The organism is Burkholderia pulmonis, assembly GCF_984667975.1.
Window position 1 is genome coordinate 2,513,529 of the sequence record NZ_OZ480187.1, and the last position, 14,164, is coordinate 2,527,692.

The window sequence follows — 14,164 nt, forward strand, 5'->3', positions numbered from 1 at the left end:
CTAAATCGCAAATCAGACTTTACTCATCCACCTTGAAAGCCGACACCAGCTTGGTCAATTCCGCCGCCTGCTGCTTCAAACTCGCCGCCGCTGCCGCGCTTTCCTCGACCAACGCCGCATTCTGCTGCGTCATCTGATCGAGCGACTGCACCGCATCGCCAATCTGGTCGATCCCGGCACTCTGCTCCAGGCTCGCCTCGGCGATCTCGCTCATCATCGCGCTCACACCCTGAACCTGCGAGACAACGTCGCTCATCACCTTCCCGGCCTCACTCACCAGCCGCGACCCGGTATTCACCGTCCCCGCGCTGTGTTCGATCAGCGCCTTGATCTCCTTCGCGGCCTGCGCGCTGCGCTGCGCCAGATTCCGCACTTCCGAAGCGACAACAGCAAACCCGCGCCCCTGCTCCCCGGCCCGCGCCGCTTCCACCGCCGCATTCAACGCCAGAATGTTCGTCTGGAACGAGATGCTGTCGATCATCACGATGATCTCGGAGATTCGCTGCGACGCGTCGCTGATCTGCTCCATCGTCGTCACGACCTCGCCCACCACCTGCCCGCCGCGCGCCGCCGTATCCGACGCGCCGTTGATCATCTTCGCGGCCGTCGTCGCCGTCTCGGTGTTGTTGCGCACCACGGCCGTGATCTCTTCCATCGACGAAGCCGTCCGCTCCAGGTTGCTCGACTGCCCTTCGGTCCGTTCGCTCAGATCCGCATTCCCCGAAGCAATCTGCGCCGACCCGGTCGCAATCGAAGCCGACGCCGCGCGAATCCGGTGAACCAGCGTCGACAGCGACGACACGAACCGGTTGAACGCATCCGACAGTTGCCCGATCTCGTCCTCGCTCTCGACCGTCATGCGGCGCGTCAGGTCGCCCTGGCCGCTGGCGATCTCCGACAGCAGCGTCGCCGCGCGGCGGATCGGCGCGGCAATCGCGCGGCCCACCAGCCAGATCACGAGCAGCGCAACCCCGAGGCCCACCACCGCCGCAACCAGCGCCGCGCTGCGGATCGCGCGCGTCACCGGCCCGAGCAGTTCAGCCTGCGGCACCTCGACGACGACATACGCATTCAGCTCCGGAATGAACGACGTCGCGATGAAGCGCGCGCCGCCGTCGCCCTCGTAGCTGAGGTACGCATACGGCTTGCCGGCGAGCAGCGTCGACGACGCGTCGCCCGGCAGGCCCTGTTCATCCTTCAGGAAATGCTTGCCGTCGATCAGCGACGTATCGCGATGCATCATGATCGCGCCGTCGGGACGCACGAGATACGCGTAGCCGGTCTCGCCGATCCGGTAGGCCGAGATGCCCTTCGCGAGCGCATCGACGGACAGGCTCATGCACGCCGCGCCGATCGGCACGCCGTCGATCTCCACACGGCTGTTGATGAACATCATGTAGCCGCCGACGGTCACCTCACGATCCATGTTCACGTCGTACGCCTTGCCCGACGACAGGAAATTGGTCAGCCACTGATCCTTGTCGGTCACCTTCCGCTGCAGGCCGGCTTCGGTGTAGTAGTTGCCGCTCTTCACCGACACCCACTGCACGGACGCAGCCTTCTGCTCGTCCTTCACGTTCTTCGCCAGCTGGATCCAGTTGCGCGTGCCGGCATCGGGTTCGCCGTCGGCCTCCCATTGCAGCACGAACGCATCGCGCGCGAGAATGCGCGACGCGGCGATCGGGCCGGCCATCTGGCGCTGCACGTCGGCGCGGATGCCATTCACGGCGGTCGGCAGCTCTTCGCGGACGACGCGATCGCGCACCGCGTTGCCGATCAGACGGACGCTGAGCCCGCTCGAAATCGCGACGAACACGAGCAGGCAACTCGTCATGCTGAGAATCAGCTTGTTCTGAATGGAAAGCTTGCGCCAGAAATGCATGGGGAACCCTCGATAACCGCTCGGTCTGAGCCAGTTTGAGTTATCGGCATGCACGCGCAGAACCGCATCGCTGATTTCAGATGCCCATCATATGAAAATCGATATATTCCCGCGCTATCGGGATTTGCGTTGTTTATATTGATGATTCCCGTGATTCGGCAGCGCAGGGCATCTTCGTGCACCGATCGGCATCGAGCTTGGCGGCTGTCTTGCTCCCGCTGTCGGTAGGCAAGAACGTGATCCGGTATTCATACGCGGCAACGGCAAGCTTGAATCCAACTGCGACGGTAACCGTCAAAACCAGAAACGACGCAATAGCCATCTGCAGCAATGAGAACTGCGCTTCGTCCGGGATTGCAGCATCGACCTCATCGAGCGGCCGGGCGAACTCGACATACGCGTTGACGTCAATCTTCGCCAACAATGGACGCACACGCCCCAGCATCTCCTTTACCGCAGCGCGCCGCGCGATCGGATCGGTTTCCTTCTCGATGTTTTCGATCATCTGACTCACGGTTGGCGGGGTCACGCAGATGTCCGCCGTCACACCCATGCTGCATGTCCGCTCAGTCAACACACGGATCCGTGTCAGATCCGCAGCAATCGCATCGTGGCTGGGTCGCAGGAATCTCGCGTCAAACGACGTATAGGAACCCACCAGCGAAAATACGGCGCCGAGCACCGACATCGCTGCGAACACTTCGCCGATCATCTTGTACCGACTGCGCTTTCTGTCGACCTGATTCTTGAGCTGACTTTTCTTTTCGTCTCGGGTGCCCTTCGGCAACGCTCGGACTGCCGCATCCGCCGCCATCAGCGACCGATGCCGCATGGATCCGATCAACGCCACATATCCCAGTGCCAGTGGCAACGGTACCCAGCGCCACTGGCTCAACCATGAGTAATCGCTATGCGTCGCCATCCACGGCCCCAGCCAGTAATAGCAGGCCAATGCAATTGCCAAGGCAAGCACGACCGTCTGGATGATCAGGTTCTTCAGCGACAAATCGGCTGTCGACAAACGCATCAACAGCCGGAAAACACCGCGAGCGCTGCGCTCGCTTTTGCCATCCGCAACGGCCTCGACATTATTCTCGGTCGACATCTACACAATCCCTCAGGTTCTATTCTTGGACGAACGCAAACAATCCAGTCAGTATGCAACGAAGATCGTGACGCGCCGGTTTCGGGCCCTTGACGCAGCATCGTCGCCCGCGACGAGCGGCTGCGTATCGGCCCGGCCGATCGCCGCCAGCCTATGCGGCGCAACCCCGCGCTCGGTCAGGTAGCGCACCACACTCCCCGCGCGCGCCGACGACAGCTCCCAGTTCGATTCGTATTTCGCGTTCGAGATCGGCACGCTGTCCGTGTGGCCTTCGACGAGGATATCGCCGGTCGCGTGCTCGCTCAGCGCCTGCGCAATCTGGTTCAGCACGGGTGACGAATCGGGCAGCAAGTGCGCATCGCCGACGTTGAACAGGATCTTCGCGTCGATGCCGATCTCGACACCGTGCGGTGCCTTCACCAGCGAAATACGCCCGTTCGACTTCAACGAATCGAGCAACGCGAGCCACGGCGGCGCATGGTCGGGCGTCACCGTATCGGCAGCACTCGCAGCACCACCAGCCTGCCGCGCAAGCGTCTGGTACCGCGCATCGAGTGCGTTGTATTTCGCGAGCTGCAGCACATACAGCGCGAGAAACAGCACCATCAGCGTCGTGATGAGATCCGCGTACGAAATCAGCCAGCGCCCGGACTGCGCGCCTTCAAGTTCGTCATCGTCGCGATCGGCAGCGGATGCGCCGTCAGTTCGAGCAGTCATGCGGTCGAGCATCCCGGTTCGTCATACGGCGCTGGCACCTGAACAGGCACACGCGCGTCAAGCCAGCGATTCCGCCGCACGCCCGCGCACATCGCCGGTCAATCGCGTCTCGATCGTATGCGGCGACTCCTTGCGCGAAATCGCGAGCAGCCCATCGAGATACAGCTTGCGGAATCGCATCTCGCTATCGATCTGCGCGCGCAGCTTGCCGTACAGCGGCAGGAACACGAGGTTCGCAAACGCGAGCCCGTACAGCGTCGAGACGAACGCCACCGCGATGCCCGGCCCGAGCTGCGCCGGTTCGAGAATATGGCTCGTCACCTGCACGAGCCCGAGCACCGAGCCGAGAATGCCGAACGTCGGCGCATAGCCGCCGGCCTGCTGCCACACGCGCACGGCGGCCAGGCGGCTGCGCTCGTACGCATCAAGCTCCCGCTGCAACGCATCCTCGAGCACGGCAGTCGACACGCCATTCGCCAGCAGTTCGAGCCCGCGGCGCGCGAACGGATGAATGCCGCTCACGTCCATCGATTCGAACGCGAGCAACCCGTCGACTTTCGCGCGGTCGCCCCATTCGAGCAGGTCGGACAGGTTCTGGCGATCGACCTCGCGCGCCCGCACGAACGCGAGCCGCAGCTGCTTCACCGCGTCGAAGAAGCGTGCCCACGTGTTCTGGATCATCACCGCGCCGAGCGTGCCGCCGAGCACGATCACAAGCGCCTCGAACTGGAACAGCATCGGAAAATGCCCGCCTTCCAGCGCGAACCCGAACACGATCGCCGCGCCGCCGAGCACCACACCGGCCAGGGTCAACAGATCCATACGCCTCTCCGTCTCACGCATCCGACGATGACGTCGACGCGACGGACATCGCACCCGCCGCCGGCGCCTTCGCCGCGCGCACCGCATCCAGCACGCGCTGCTCGATCTCCTCGACTTCAACCGGATCAAGCTTCAGTTCGCGGCGCATCACCCACGACACTTCGTTGCGACGCGCCTCGGTCATCACGGAAAACAGCTTGTCGGCCACCGCGCGATCGTCGAGGTTCGCAATCAGCTTCGCGAGATCGTACGTATCGAACGTGCTGATCACGTCGAACAGCGTGCGCTGGTCGACCCACACGAGATCTTCGAGCGCGCGCACATCGCCGCTGCGGCGCCCGTTGCGCCGCGAGAAGTACGCGACGCCCTTCTGCTCGACGTAGCTGAGCACCTTCGACTTGCGGAACGCGAACACTTCGTCGGCGATCTCGCCGTTCGACAGCTTGTTGAGCAACAGCGTCTTCTAGACACCGATCAGCGATTCGAGATCGGCCAGTTCGATGAGCTCGAGTTCGCTGTTGATCGACAGGTCGAGATCGTGATCGGCAACCTGCTGCGCGCGGTCGATCACGCGCGCGGCGTCGAACGTGACGACCTGGCGCGCATCCGACGAAGCCGCGTAGTCGGCTGCGCCGCCGGCAAGATCGCCCTGCGCGGCTTCGATCGTGACGAGATTGAGCTTCTCCATGCGTCGCAGCATCGCGAGCACATGCGGCCGCGAATGGCCGGCAATCGCGCGGCACTTGCGGATCACTTCCGCAAGCGGCACCGACGTCTCGGCCGCATGCGCCTGCATCGGCCGGCGCGCCCATGCGTCGCCGGATTCGCGCCCGTCGGCATTCGCCATCAGTGCCAGCACATGCGCGTACGACAGCACGCCCGGCATGAAGTCGGCATGCGTATAGGTGGCGAGCTGGTCGTCCTTGCGCTTCACGCGACGAATCATCGTTCGCACGATATGGCGCAGCAGCGCGGACACGCGCTCGATTTCCTCGTCGAGCATCCCGGCCGGCACGACCGTGAGCTGACAGAAGGAAAGCGCCTTCGCGGTATGTGCACGCGGTTCGGCGGCAAGCAGCGCCGATTCGCCGAAGAACTCGCCGCGGCCGAGCGTCGCGACGATCACGCGCTTGTCGTCGCAGCGCGTCGACAGTTCGACCTTGCCGTCGGTAATCAAAAAGATGACGGGCTCGCCCGCAAAACCCTCGGAGTAAATGATTTCCCCGGGCGCCGCCGTACGCGTCCACGATTGCTGACGATTCAAGTCGATTCCCCTGCTGCGCTGAATATTGCGGACTGCGCGTCGCACGTCGAAAGCATGCGATCGCGAGTCATCCCCGTGACCCGTTTACGTCATCGGCCTCAACATCCTTTAGGGCATTCGTCCTCGTTTCGAACCGAAATCAAGGTAAAACGTTTGCGGCTTGCGCGGCTGCATCGGAATGTTCATTTCGATGCGCACGGGTGTAGTGCAATTGAAAGCGCGGCGCACTGGCCAGCCGGCTGCACAAACAAAAACGCCCCGCCGAATTGGCGGGGCGTGAATCCCGATCGTTCCCGGGCAGCGCGCGAAAAAATCGCGCGCGGGCCGCTTACGAGCAGGCCTTGCCGTGCGACGCGTGGTAACCCTTCGCCTTCGCGTCGGCTTCCGACATGTAGCTGCCGTGCTTCGTCTTGCCGTAGTACTTGTCGGTCGAGCAGTGATAGACCTTCGTCGTGTCGTTGACCCACACCTTGCCCGGGCCGCCGCCCGGCGCTGCGGCCGCGGTCGTCGCTGCGCCTTTCGCGGGTGCGGTGCCCGATGCCGGCGCGGCGGAAGCCGCCATGGCCGGTGCCGCGGCCGGTGCGCTCGCGCCGGCTGCCGCCGATGCGCCGTACCACGTCTTCACGCCCTTGTGACCGGCGCACGCGCCCTTCTTCGATGCGCCCGAGTAGAACGAGCCGTCCTTGCACAGGCCGGTCGTGCCGGCTGGCGCGCTGGCCGGAACCTGCGCGAATGCACCGATCGACAGTCCCATGCCGGCAGCCAGCGCGGCGATCAACATCATTTTTTTCATAGTCCTCTCCTGATTTGCCTGAATGATGAAAGCGCCCCGGTCATCGCCGGGGAAAGCCACCGTTAACGCACCCAGCGACAGACGCGATGGTGGTGATGATCGAAATGGCACTCGCGGTGCGAATGCGCTTCGGCCAGTGCCGGAACGAGAACGGCGCAAGCCAGTGCGGTAGCCGTCAGGATTTTCGCGATGCGGTTCATGGTGCAACTCTCCCGGGTAGGTCAGCCGGTGATCCAGCTGGTACCTCCTTAACGCCGGGCGTCGACAAGCCGTGCACCGCATTCATGCGCAATTGACGATCTTTGACATCGAACCGGTGCCAGCGGAAACAAACTGACAATCGCACGTCATTCAGCTTTCCGATTTATTACGTGCGACGCGATTCGGAATTCAAAAGAACCGGGAAATGAAAGAGTGTGAGATGGGGTTGCGGGTGAGCGCGCCGAAACGCCCGCTCACCGCTTGCGCCGCTTGCCCGTCAGCAGCGTCTGCGCGATCACCGCGAGCAGCAGGAACGCGCCGCTCGCAAGGTTCTGGTAGTACGGGCTCAGCGTGCCGACCTGGTTGATCACGTTCTCGATCACGCCGAGCAGCAGCACGCCCGCAAGCGGGCCGAACAACGTGCCGACGCCGCCCGTCAGCAACACGCCGCCGATCACCGCCGCCGCGATCGACTGCAGCTCGTAGCTGTTGCCCGCGCCCGGCAACCCCGAATCGAGGTGCGACGCGAGCAGCGCACCGGCGAGCCCGGCCAGCGCCCCGCTCAATCCGTACGTGACGATCTTGAGCCCTTCGACGTTCACGCCGAGCATGCGCGCCGCTTCCTCGTTGCCGCCGATCGCGAACACGCCCGCGCCGTAGCGCGTGTGATTCAGCACGAACGCGGCGACGAGATACGCGACGAGCACGATCCACACGAGATTGCCGATCCCGAACAGCGAGCCGTTCGCGATCGTCGCGAAGAACCCGGGGTTCGCGATCAGCATGTCCTGGCTCGCGAGCACGAGCGACAGCCCTTTCAACCCGAGCAGCGCGGCGAGCGTGACGATGAACGGCGCCATCCGCGCCCGCGCGATCAGCCAGCCGTTCATCAGCCCGATGATCAGCCCGACGCACACGGGTGCGGCCAGCGCGGCGCCCCATCCATACGGCGCGGCATACGCGGCAATCACGGTGCCCAGCCCGACGAGCGAGCCGACCGACAGGTCGAACCCGCCGAGGATGATCACGAAGCTCTGCCCGATCGTGATCAGCGCGACGAACGCGGCGGCCGCGACGATGTCGAGCAGGTTCGGCGCGCTCAGGAAATGCGGGAACACACGGCCGGCGATCAGGCACACGAGCACGAGGATCGCGATCGCCCCGCGCGCCTGCACGAGGCGAACGAGCTGCGCGCGTCGTGCGCGGCTGGCGTCCTGCGCGGTGTGTGCGGAAATCGGCGCGGTCGACATGTCAGGCTCCCGAGCGTTGCAGGTACAGCGCGCCGAGGATGAACGCGGCCTTCAGGATCTGCGCATACGTATAGCTGATGTTGTTCATGATGAAGCTGGCGTCGAGCAGTTGCAGCAGCAGCACGCCGAACACGGTGCCGACGATCGATACGCGCCCGCCGGACAGCGGCGTGCCGCCGATCACCGACGCGGCGATCGCATCGAGTTCGAAGTTCACGCCCACGTAGTTCGGATCGCCCGCGCCGAGCCGCGCGGTGGCGAACAGGCCGGCGAGCCCGGCCAGCGCACCGCTCGCCGCATACACCGCGAGCAGCGTGCGCCGCACCGGCACGCCGGCGAGATGCGCGGCATCGCGGCTCGCGCCGACGAGGATCGTATAGCGGCCGAACGTCGTGTTGCGCACGACGAAGAACACGATGGCCGCGCACGCCACCGCGATCAGCATCACGACCGGCAGCCCGACGAACGTACCGATACCGATGAAATCGAACGCATCGGAAGGCGGCAGACTCACGCGCGAACCGCCGAGCAAGGCCTGGGCCAGCCCGCGCGCGGCAACCAGCAACGCAAGGCCGGAAATCAGCGGATCGATGCCGAGCCGCGCGACGAGCCCGCCGTTGAACAGGCCGACCGCGAGCCCGATCACGATGGCCGCCGCGAACGCCGCGCCCGTTCCGTACGGCAAGCACACGGCAATGATCGCGCTCGACAGCGCCATCACCGAGCCGACCGACAGGTCGATCCCGCGCGTCGCGATCGCAAGGTTCTGCCCGAGCGCGATCAACACGATCGGCGCGGCCTGGAACAGCAGGCTGCGTGCGGCGAGCGGATTCGAGAAACCAGGCGTGACGATCAGGTTGAAGACCGCAAGCGCGACGAACGCGAGATACACGCTGTGGTCGCGCGCCTGCGCGAACAGCGAGCGGCGCGACGTGCGGCGTGTTTCGTCCGGTTCGCTCATCAGGTTGGCAAGATTCACGCTTTCCTCAATCTCAGGTCGATGTCCGGTGCGTCACGCTTGATTCGCGAGCAGCGCGGTCACGTCGTCGGGGCTCGCGCCGCGCGTCGGCATCTCGCCGCTCGTCGCGCCTTCGTGCAGGATCACGAGCCGGTCGGCCAGCTCGAGCAGTTCTTCCATCTCGGATGACGTCGCGACCACCGCGAGCCCTTCGTCGGCAAGCCGTTTGACGAGATCGTGCACTTCCGCCTTCGCGCCGACGTCGATGCCGCGCGTCGGATCGTCGAGCAGCAGCACCGACGGCTCGGTCGACAGGCAGCGCGCGATCAGCGCCTTCTGCTGGTTGCCGCCGGACAGCGTCGAGATCGGCGCGCCCGCATGCGACGTCTTGATGCCCAGCTCGCGGATGTAGCGCTCGACGAGCGCCTCCTGCTTGCGCACGGAAATGAACCCGAAGCGCGCGATGCGCGGCAACACGCATACGACGATGTTCTCGCGCACCGACAGCTTCGAGAAAATGCCTTCGGAGCGGCGATCCTCGGACAGGAACGCGAGCCCTGCGCGAATCGCGCGCGCCGGGTCCGCTCCGTCGAGCGCCTGGCCGCCGACACGCACCGCGCCGCCATCCGGCTGCTGCGCGCCGAACACGGCCTTGAACGTCTCGGTGCGGCCCGCGCCGAGCAAACCCGCGAGCCCGACGATTTCCTTCGGCGCGACGCGGAACGATACGTCGCGCAAGCGCGTGCCCCAGCGCAATTTGTCGACGGCGAGCGCCGGTTCCTGCGTCGAATCCGCAGCGGCCGCTTCCGCCTGCTCGCGCGGGCCGTGCGCACCAACCTCGCGGCCGAGCATCGCCGAAATCAGCGCCATGCGCGGCAGGTGATCCGGCGTATCGCTGCGCACCACCGCGCCGTCGCGCAGCACGGTGAGCCGGTCGCACATTCGATAGCACTCCGACAGACGATGGCTGACCAGCACGATCGCAATGCCCGTCGCACGCAACTGGTCGACGACGCCGAACAGCACTTCCACTTCCGCCGCGCTCAGCGCCGAGGTCGGCTCGTCGAGAATCAGCACGCGCGCACCGAGCGACACGCCGCGCGCGATCGACACCATCTGCTGCTGGCCGAGCCCGAGCGAGCCGACCTTGTCGGCCGGATCGACGTCGAGCCCGTAGCGCTCGACGATCTCTCGCGTCCGCGCCAGCATTTCGCGGCGATCGATCCACGGGCCGAAACGGCGCGGCTCGTGACCGAGGAAGATGTTCTCGGCCACGCTGCGTTCGGGGATCAGGTTGATTTCCTGGTAGACCGCGCAGATGCCCGCGCGCTGCGCGGCACGCGGGCTGTCGAACGACACGGGTACGCCGTCCACGCGGATCTCGCCGGCATCCGGCTGATGAAAACCGGTGAGGATCTTGATCAGCGTCGACTTGCCGGCGCCGTTCTCGCCCATCAGCCCGTGCACCTCGCCCGCACGCAGCGACAGCGATACGCCGCCGAGCGCGCGCACGACGCCGAACGTCTTGCCGACGCCGTGCGTCTCGAGCACGACGGGTTTGCCGCCGGCGCCGTCGTCAGCGTCGGGTCCGGCGGGAAGCGGTGCGTCCATCGCGCGCCTCGCGTTCGAGTGTGAGCGGATGCCGAACGGTTGCCGGCCGGTCAGTAGACGAGGTTCGCTTCGAGCGAATGCTTCGCGTTCGCCTTGTCGTACAGCGCATCGTCCATGATCTGCTTCTGCGCGACCGGCTTGCCGGCGAACCACGCTTCGAGCGACTTGAACGCGAGCGGGCCGAAGCGCGGATTCGTCTCGACGCTCGCCGCGGCCGAACCGTTCGCGATCGCAGTGACGAAATCCTTCGTGCCGTCGATCGACACGACCGTCACGCCGCGCTGCTTGCCAGCCTGCCGCAACGCGGTCATCGCGCCGAGCGCCATCGTGTCGGCCTGCGCGTAGACGGCGGTCACGTCCGGATGCGCGAGCAACACCTGCTCCATCACCTTCTGCGCTTCGGTGGCCGACCAGTTGGCGGTCTGCGACGCGACGATCTTCATGTTCGGGAATTTCTTCAGGCCGTCGGCGAAGCCGTCGGTACGCTGGCTCTCGACGGTATTGCCATAGCCGCCCTGGATCTCGGCGATCGTGGCCTTGCCGCCCGTCGCATCGGCAAGCGCCTGCGCGGCGCGCTGACCTTGCCGGAAGAAGTCGGAACCGAGGAACGTGATGAAATCCTGGCACGGCGTGCCGGCCGTCTGCCGGTCAATCGTCACGACCGGGATGCCCTTCGCGCGGGCCTGCGCAAGCGCGGGCTGCAGGCCGGTCGAATCGTTCGGCGCGACGATCAGCGCCTGCGCGCCCTGGTTGATCATGCTCTCGATATCGGCGACCTGCTTCGCCTGGTTCGCGTTCGCATTCGTATACAGCAGCCGCTTGACGCCGGCCGCCTTCGCCGCGGCGCGCACCGACGCGGTTTCGGTTGCGCGGAACGGATTCTGTTCGTTCTCCGACTGCGAGAAGCCGACCACGAGATCGGTCAGCTTCACGTTGCCCGGCTTCGGGTTCGTGCAGGTCTGCGCGGAGCTGGACCCGACCTTCTGCGCATTGTCCTGCGCATGCGCGATCGCGACGCATCCGAGCGTCACACCCATCGTCACCACGATACGTTGCAGCTTTGCACGGCTCGGCATCATCGTCTCCAAGTGTTGTGATCGGCCCGCCCGTCGTGTCACACACGGCCAGCTTCGGCGTCACGAATTAATATTATTACTCGATAATATCGCCTACCCGACTCGGGATAATCCCGTACCGTCGGAACCCTCGCTCAGATCGGCCCGGGCGTCCAGCGCAGCGTCGCTTCCAGCGACTCGCCGGGCGCCAGCACGCAGCCGCCGACGGGCGCGGCGCGGTCGCGCGCGCCCACGTTGAAACAGTCCGTCGTGTTCGTCACGGGCTCGACGCACAGCGCATCGCCGCCGGCGGGGGCGAACACGACGAGCTGGTCGAACGGCCGCTGCGCCGACAACACGACCTGGCAGCCGCGCTCCGGCCAGATCACCGCGGCCTCGCGCGCCCAGCCCACGAAATTGTTGTCGAGATCGAACGCCTCGACCCGCAGCCCGTCGCGCAGTGCATCGACAGCCGGATGCGCGCCGACGCGGGTCGGCAGCACGTCGTCGTCGATGTGCCACATCGCGTCCACCTGCGCCCTGACGAGCGTGCGCGACGTCCTGACGTAATACGGATGATGGCCCATGCCGAACGGCATCGGCAGTGCGTCGAGATTGCGCGCGAACAGCGTGATCGACAGGCTGCCGCCCTCCAGCCGGATCGTCTGGCGCGCCTCGTAGCGGAACGGCCAGTCGCCCTGCCGGCCGGGATCGGGGCGGTGCTCGAAGTGCAGTTCGACCGAGGTGTCGTCCTGTCGCCCGACCTGCCATGGCCGGCTCCAGCCGTGGCCGTGCAGCGCATGCCGGAATGCATCGTGCGGGCCGGACAGGTCGATCGTGCGGCCGTCGAATTCGAACTTCGCGTCGCGGATGCGATTGCAGTAGGGGAACAGCGGGAAACTCGCCATGCCGAGCGGGTCGCCGCTCGCAAGCGCCTCGCTGGTGGCGGGCCGGAACCAGTGCCGCTGGCGGTCGCGCTCGAACTCGTAGTAGGCGGCGATCGAGCCGCCGACCTGCGGCGCGACGCACACGCGGGCCGTGGCGCTGGTCAATGCGATCAGGTTGGCGCTGCGCGGTATTTCCATCGGCATCATCGATCATCCCCGGGCGAGAGACTGACGACCCTGCAGGCCGGCATACGGCGCCGGCCGCGGGCATGTGCGCCAAAGGATGGCACGGCGCGGCACGCGTGGTCAATAATATTTGTTGATATTATTATCCAGACATCGACGTATCCGGCACAGCACGCGTAAAGCTTGATTGCCGGCCCGGATGGCCGATGTTACCGTCGGGTCAGATTGATCCGACCCGCTGTTCATGACTGATTTTATTTGCCCATCCTGCCGAGGCCGGACCGCGCTCCTACCGTGAAACGCTCTACTCAACGTCGCCCCACGATGACCGACATCGCCAAGCTTGCCGGCGTGTCGCAATCCACCGTCTCCCTCGTGCTGAACAACGCGGCGGGCACCAAATTCTCGGACGCCACGCGCGAGAAGGTGCTGAAGATCGCGCAGGAGCTCGGCTACCGTTTCCTGTCGCGCGAAGTGGCGATGACGCACGACGGCGAGCGCGACCTGATCGTCTATCTCGCCGACGAAATCTCGACGAGCCCGCATCCGGTCGTCAACGTCGACGGCGCGCGCGACGCGGCCTATGCGAACGGCAAGCTGCTCGCCGTGTATTCGACGCACGGCAACGTCGACATCGAACGCCAGGTGCTCGACTCGGTGCTCGCGATGCCGAACCTGCTCGGCGTCGTCTATGCGACCGTCTATACGCGCAAGGTCACGCTGCCGTCCGAGCTGCTGCGCGTGCCGGCCGTGCTGCTCAACTGCTACACGACCGACAGCGGGCTGTCGTCGATCGTGCCGGCCGAAGTCGCGGGCGGCCATGCGGCCACCGAATACCTGCTGCGCGCGGGCCACCGGCGCATCGGCTACATCAACGGCGAACCGTGGCAGGACGCCGCGAAGGACCGCCTGAAGGGCTATCGCACCGCGCTCGCGACGGCCGACATCCCGTTCGCGCCGGAACTCGTGCGCGACGGCGACTGGGGCTCCGATACGGGCTTCGAGCAGACGCTGTCGCTGCTGCGCGAGCCGCATCCGCCCACCGCGATCTTCTGCGCGAACGACCTGATGGCGATCGGCGCGATCGAGGCCGTCAAGCATCTCGGGATGCGCGTGCCCGACGACATCTCGGTGCTCGGCTACGACGACCAGGAAATCGCACGGCATACGCACCCGCCGCTGTCGACGATCGTGCTGCCGAACTACGAGCTCGGCCGCTGGGCCGTCGAGATCCTGCTGCAGGAAGAGCAGAACCGGGCAGTCGGGATGCCCGTGCGCCGCCGTGCGATCAAGCTCGACGGGCCGCTGGTCGAGCGCGGGTCGGTACGCACCGTCGAGACGGCCGCGCAATCGGCCAGCGCGTAGCCCACACTCCAACGCCTTCCTGAACACGATGCGGTGCGGCGGCCTCGCCGCCCGCTCTCGCTGCTGCG

Annotated in this window: 12 protein-coding genes and 1 pseudogene; 1 reads left to right on the top strand and 12 read right to left on the bottom strand. The window is 65.6% G+C overall.

The window, feature by feature from the left end:
- Positions 1 to 19 precede the first annotated feature (19 nt).
- From AC5LXK_RS27930 to AC5LXK_RS27985, 12 genes and pseudogenes are all read right to left on the bottom strand, one after another.
- Complete coding sequence (locus AC5LXK_RS27930) at positions 20 to 1,882, bottom strand: methyl-accepting chemotaxis protein (RefSeq protein ID WP_493391880.1); 1,863 nt, start codon at positions 1,880 to 1,882, stop codon at positions 20 to 22.
- A gap of 133 nt (positions 1,883 to 2,015) precedes the next feature.
- A complete protein-coding gene (locus tag AC5LXK_RS27935; protein ID WP_493391881.1) occupies positions 2,016 to 2,987 on the bottom strand; it encodes a hypothetical protein in 972 nt (323 codons plus the stop codon).
- Between the two features lie 48 nt (positions 2,988 to 3,035).
- The gene (locus AC5LXK_RS27940; protein WP_493391882.1) at positions 3,036 to 3,704 is read right to left on the bottom strand and encodes an OmpA/MotB family protein; all 669 of its coding nucleotides are present in this window, start codon (positions 3,702 to 3,704) and stop codon (positions 3,036 to 3,038) included.
- A 57-nt stretch (positions 3,705 to 3,761) separates the two neighbouring features.
- Complete coding sequence (locus AC5LXK_RS27945) at positions 3,762 to 4,526, bottom strand: flagellar motor protein (RefSeq protein ID WP_493391883.1); 765 nt, start codon at positions 4,524 to 4,526, stop codon at positions 3,762 to 3,764.
- Between the two features lie 13 nt (positions 4,527 to 4,539).
- Positions 4,540 to 5,790: pseudogene (locus tag AC5LXK_RS27950) on the bottom strand (Crp/Fnr family transcriptional regulator).
- A gap of 328 nt (positions 5,791 to 6,118) precedes the next feature.
- Positions 6,119 to 6,583 carry a DUF3761 domain-containing protein gene (locus tag AC5LXK_RS27955; protein WP_493391884.1) on the bottom strand — a complete coding sequence of 155 codons (465 nt, stop codon included), beginning with the start codon at positions 6,581 to 6,583 and terminating at the stop codon, positions 6,119 to 6,121.
- Between the two features lie 62 nt (positions 6,584 to 6,645).
- The gene (locus tag AC5LXK_RS27960; RefSeq protein ID WP_493391885.1) at positions 6,646 to 6,783 is read right to left on the bottom strand and encodes an HHHH-motif protein; all 138 of its coding nucleotides are present in this window, start codon (positions 6,781 to 6,783) and stop codon (positions 6,646 to 6,648) included.
- 255 nt (positions 6,784 to 7,038) lie between these two features.
- The gene (locus AC5LXK_RS27965; RefSeq protein WP_493391886.1) at positions 7,039 to 8,034 is read right to left on the bottom strand and encodes an ABC transporter permease; all 996 of its coding nucleotides are present in this window, start codon (positions 8,032 to 8,034) and stop codon (positions 7,039 to 7,041) included.
- A gap of 1 nt (position 8,035) precedes the next feature.
- Positions 8,036 to 9,013 (bottom strand): ABC transporter permease, encoded by a 978-nt coding sequence (locus tag AC5LXK_RS27970; protein ID WP_493391887.1) that lies wholly within the window; start codon positions 9,011 to 9,013, stop codon positions 8,036 to 8,038.
- A gap of 33 nt (positions 9,014 to 9,046) precedes the next feature.
- The gene (locus AC5LXK_RS27975; protein ID WP_493391888.1) at positions 9,047 to 10,603 is read right to left on the bottom strand and encodes a sugar ABC transporter ATP-binding protein; all 1,557 of its coding nucleotides are present in this window, start codon (positions 10,601 to 10,603) and stop codon (positions 9,047 to 9,049) included.
- 50 nt (positions 10,604 to 10,653) lie between these two features.
- The gene (locus tag AC5LXK_RS27980; RefSeq protein ID WP_493391889.1) at positions 10,654 to 11,682 is read right to left on the bottom strand and encodes an ABC transporter substrate-binding protein; all 1,029 of its coding nucleotides are present in this window, start codon (positions 11,680 to 11,682) and stop codon (positions 10,654 to 10,656) included.
- A 131-nt stretch (positions 11,683 to 11,813) separates the two neighbouring features.
- On the bottom strand, positions 11,814 to 12,749 hold the full coding sequence (locus AC5LXK_RS27985) for an aldose 1-epimerase (RefSeq protein WP_493394076.1): 936 nt from the start codon (positions 12,747 to 12,749) through the stop codon (positions 11,814 to 11,816).
- 306 nt (positions 12,750 to 13,055) lie between these two features.
- Between AC5LXK_RS27985 and AC5LXK_RS27990 the strand changes: the two genes are divergently transcribed.
- The gene (locus AC5LXK_RS27990; protein ID WP_493391890.1) at positions 13,056 to 14,096 is read left to right on the top strand and encodes a LacI family DNA-binding transcriptional regulator; all 1,041 of its coding nucleotides are present in this window, start codon (positions 13,056 to 13,058) and stop codon (positions 14,094 to 14,096) included.
- The last annotated feature ends 68 nt before the right edge of the window (positions 14,097 to 14,164 follow it).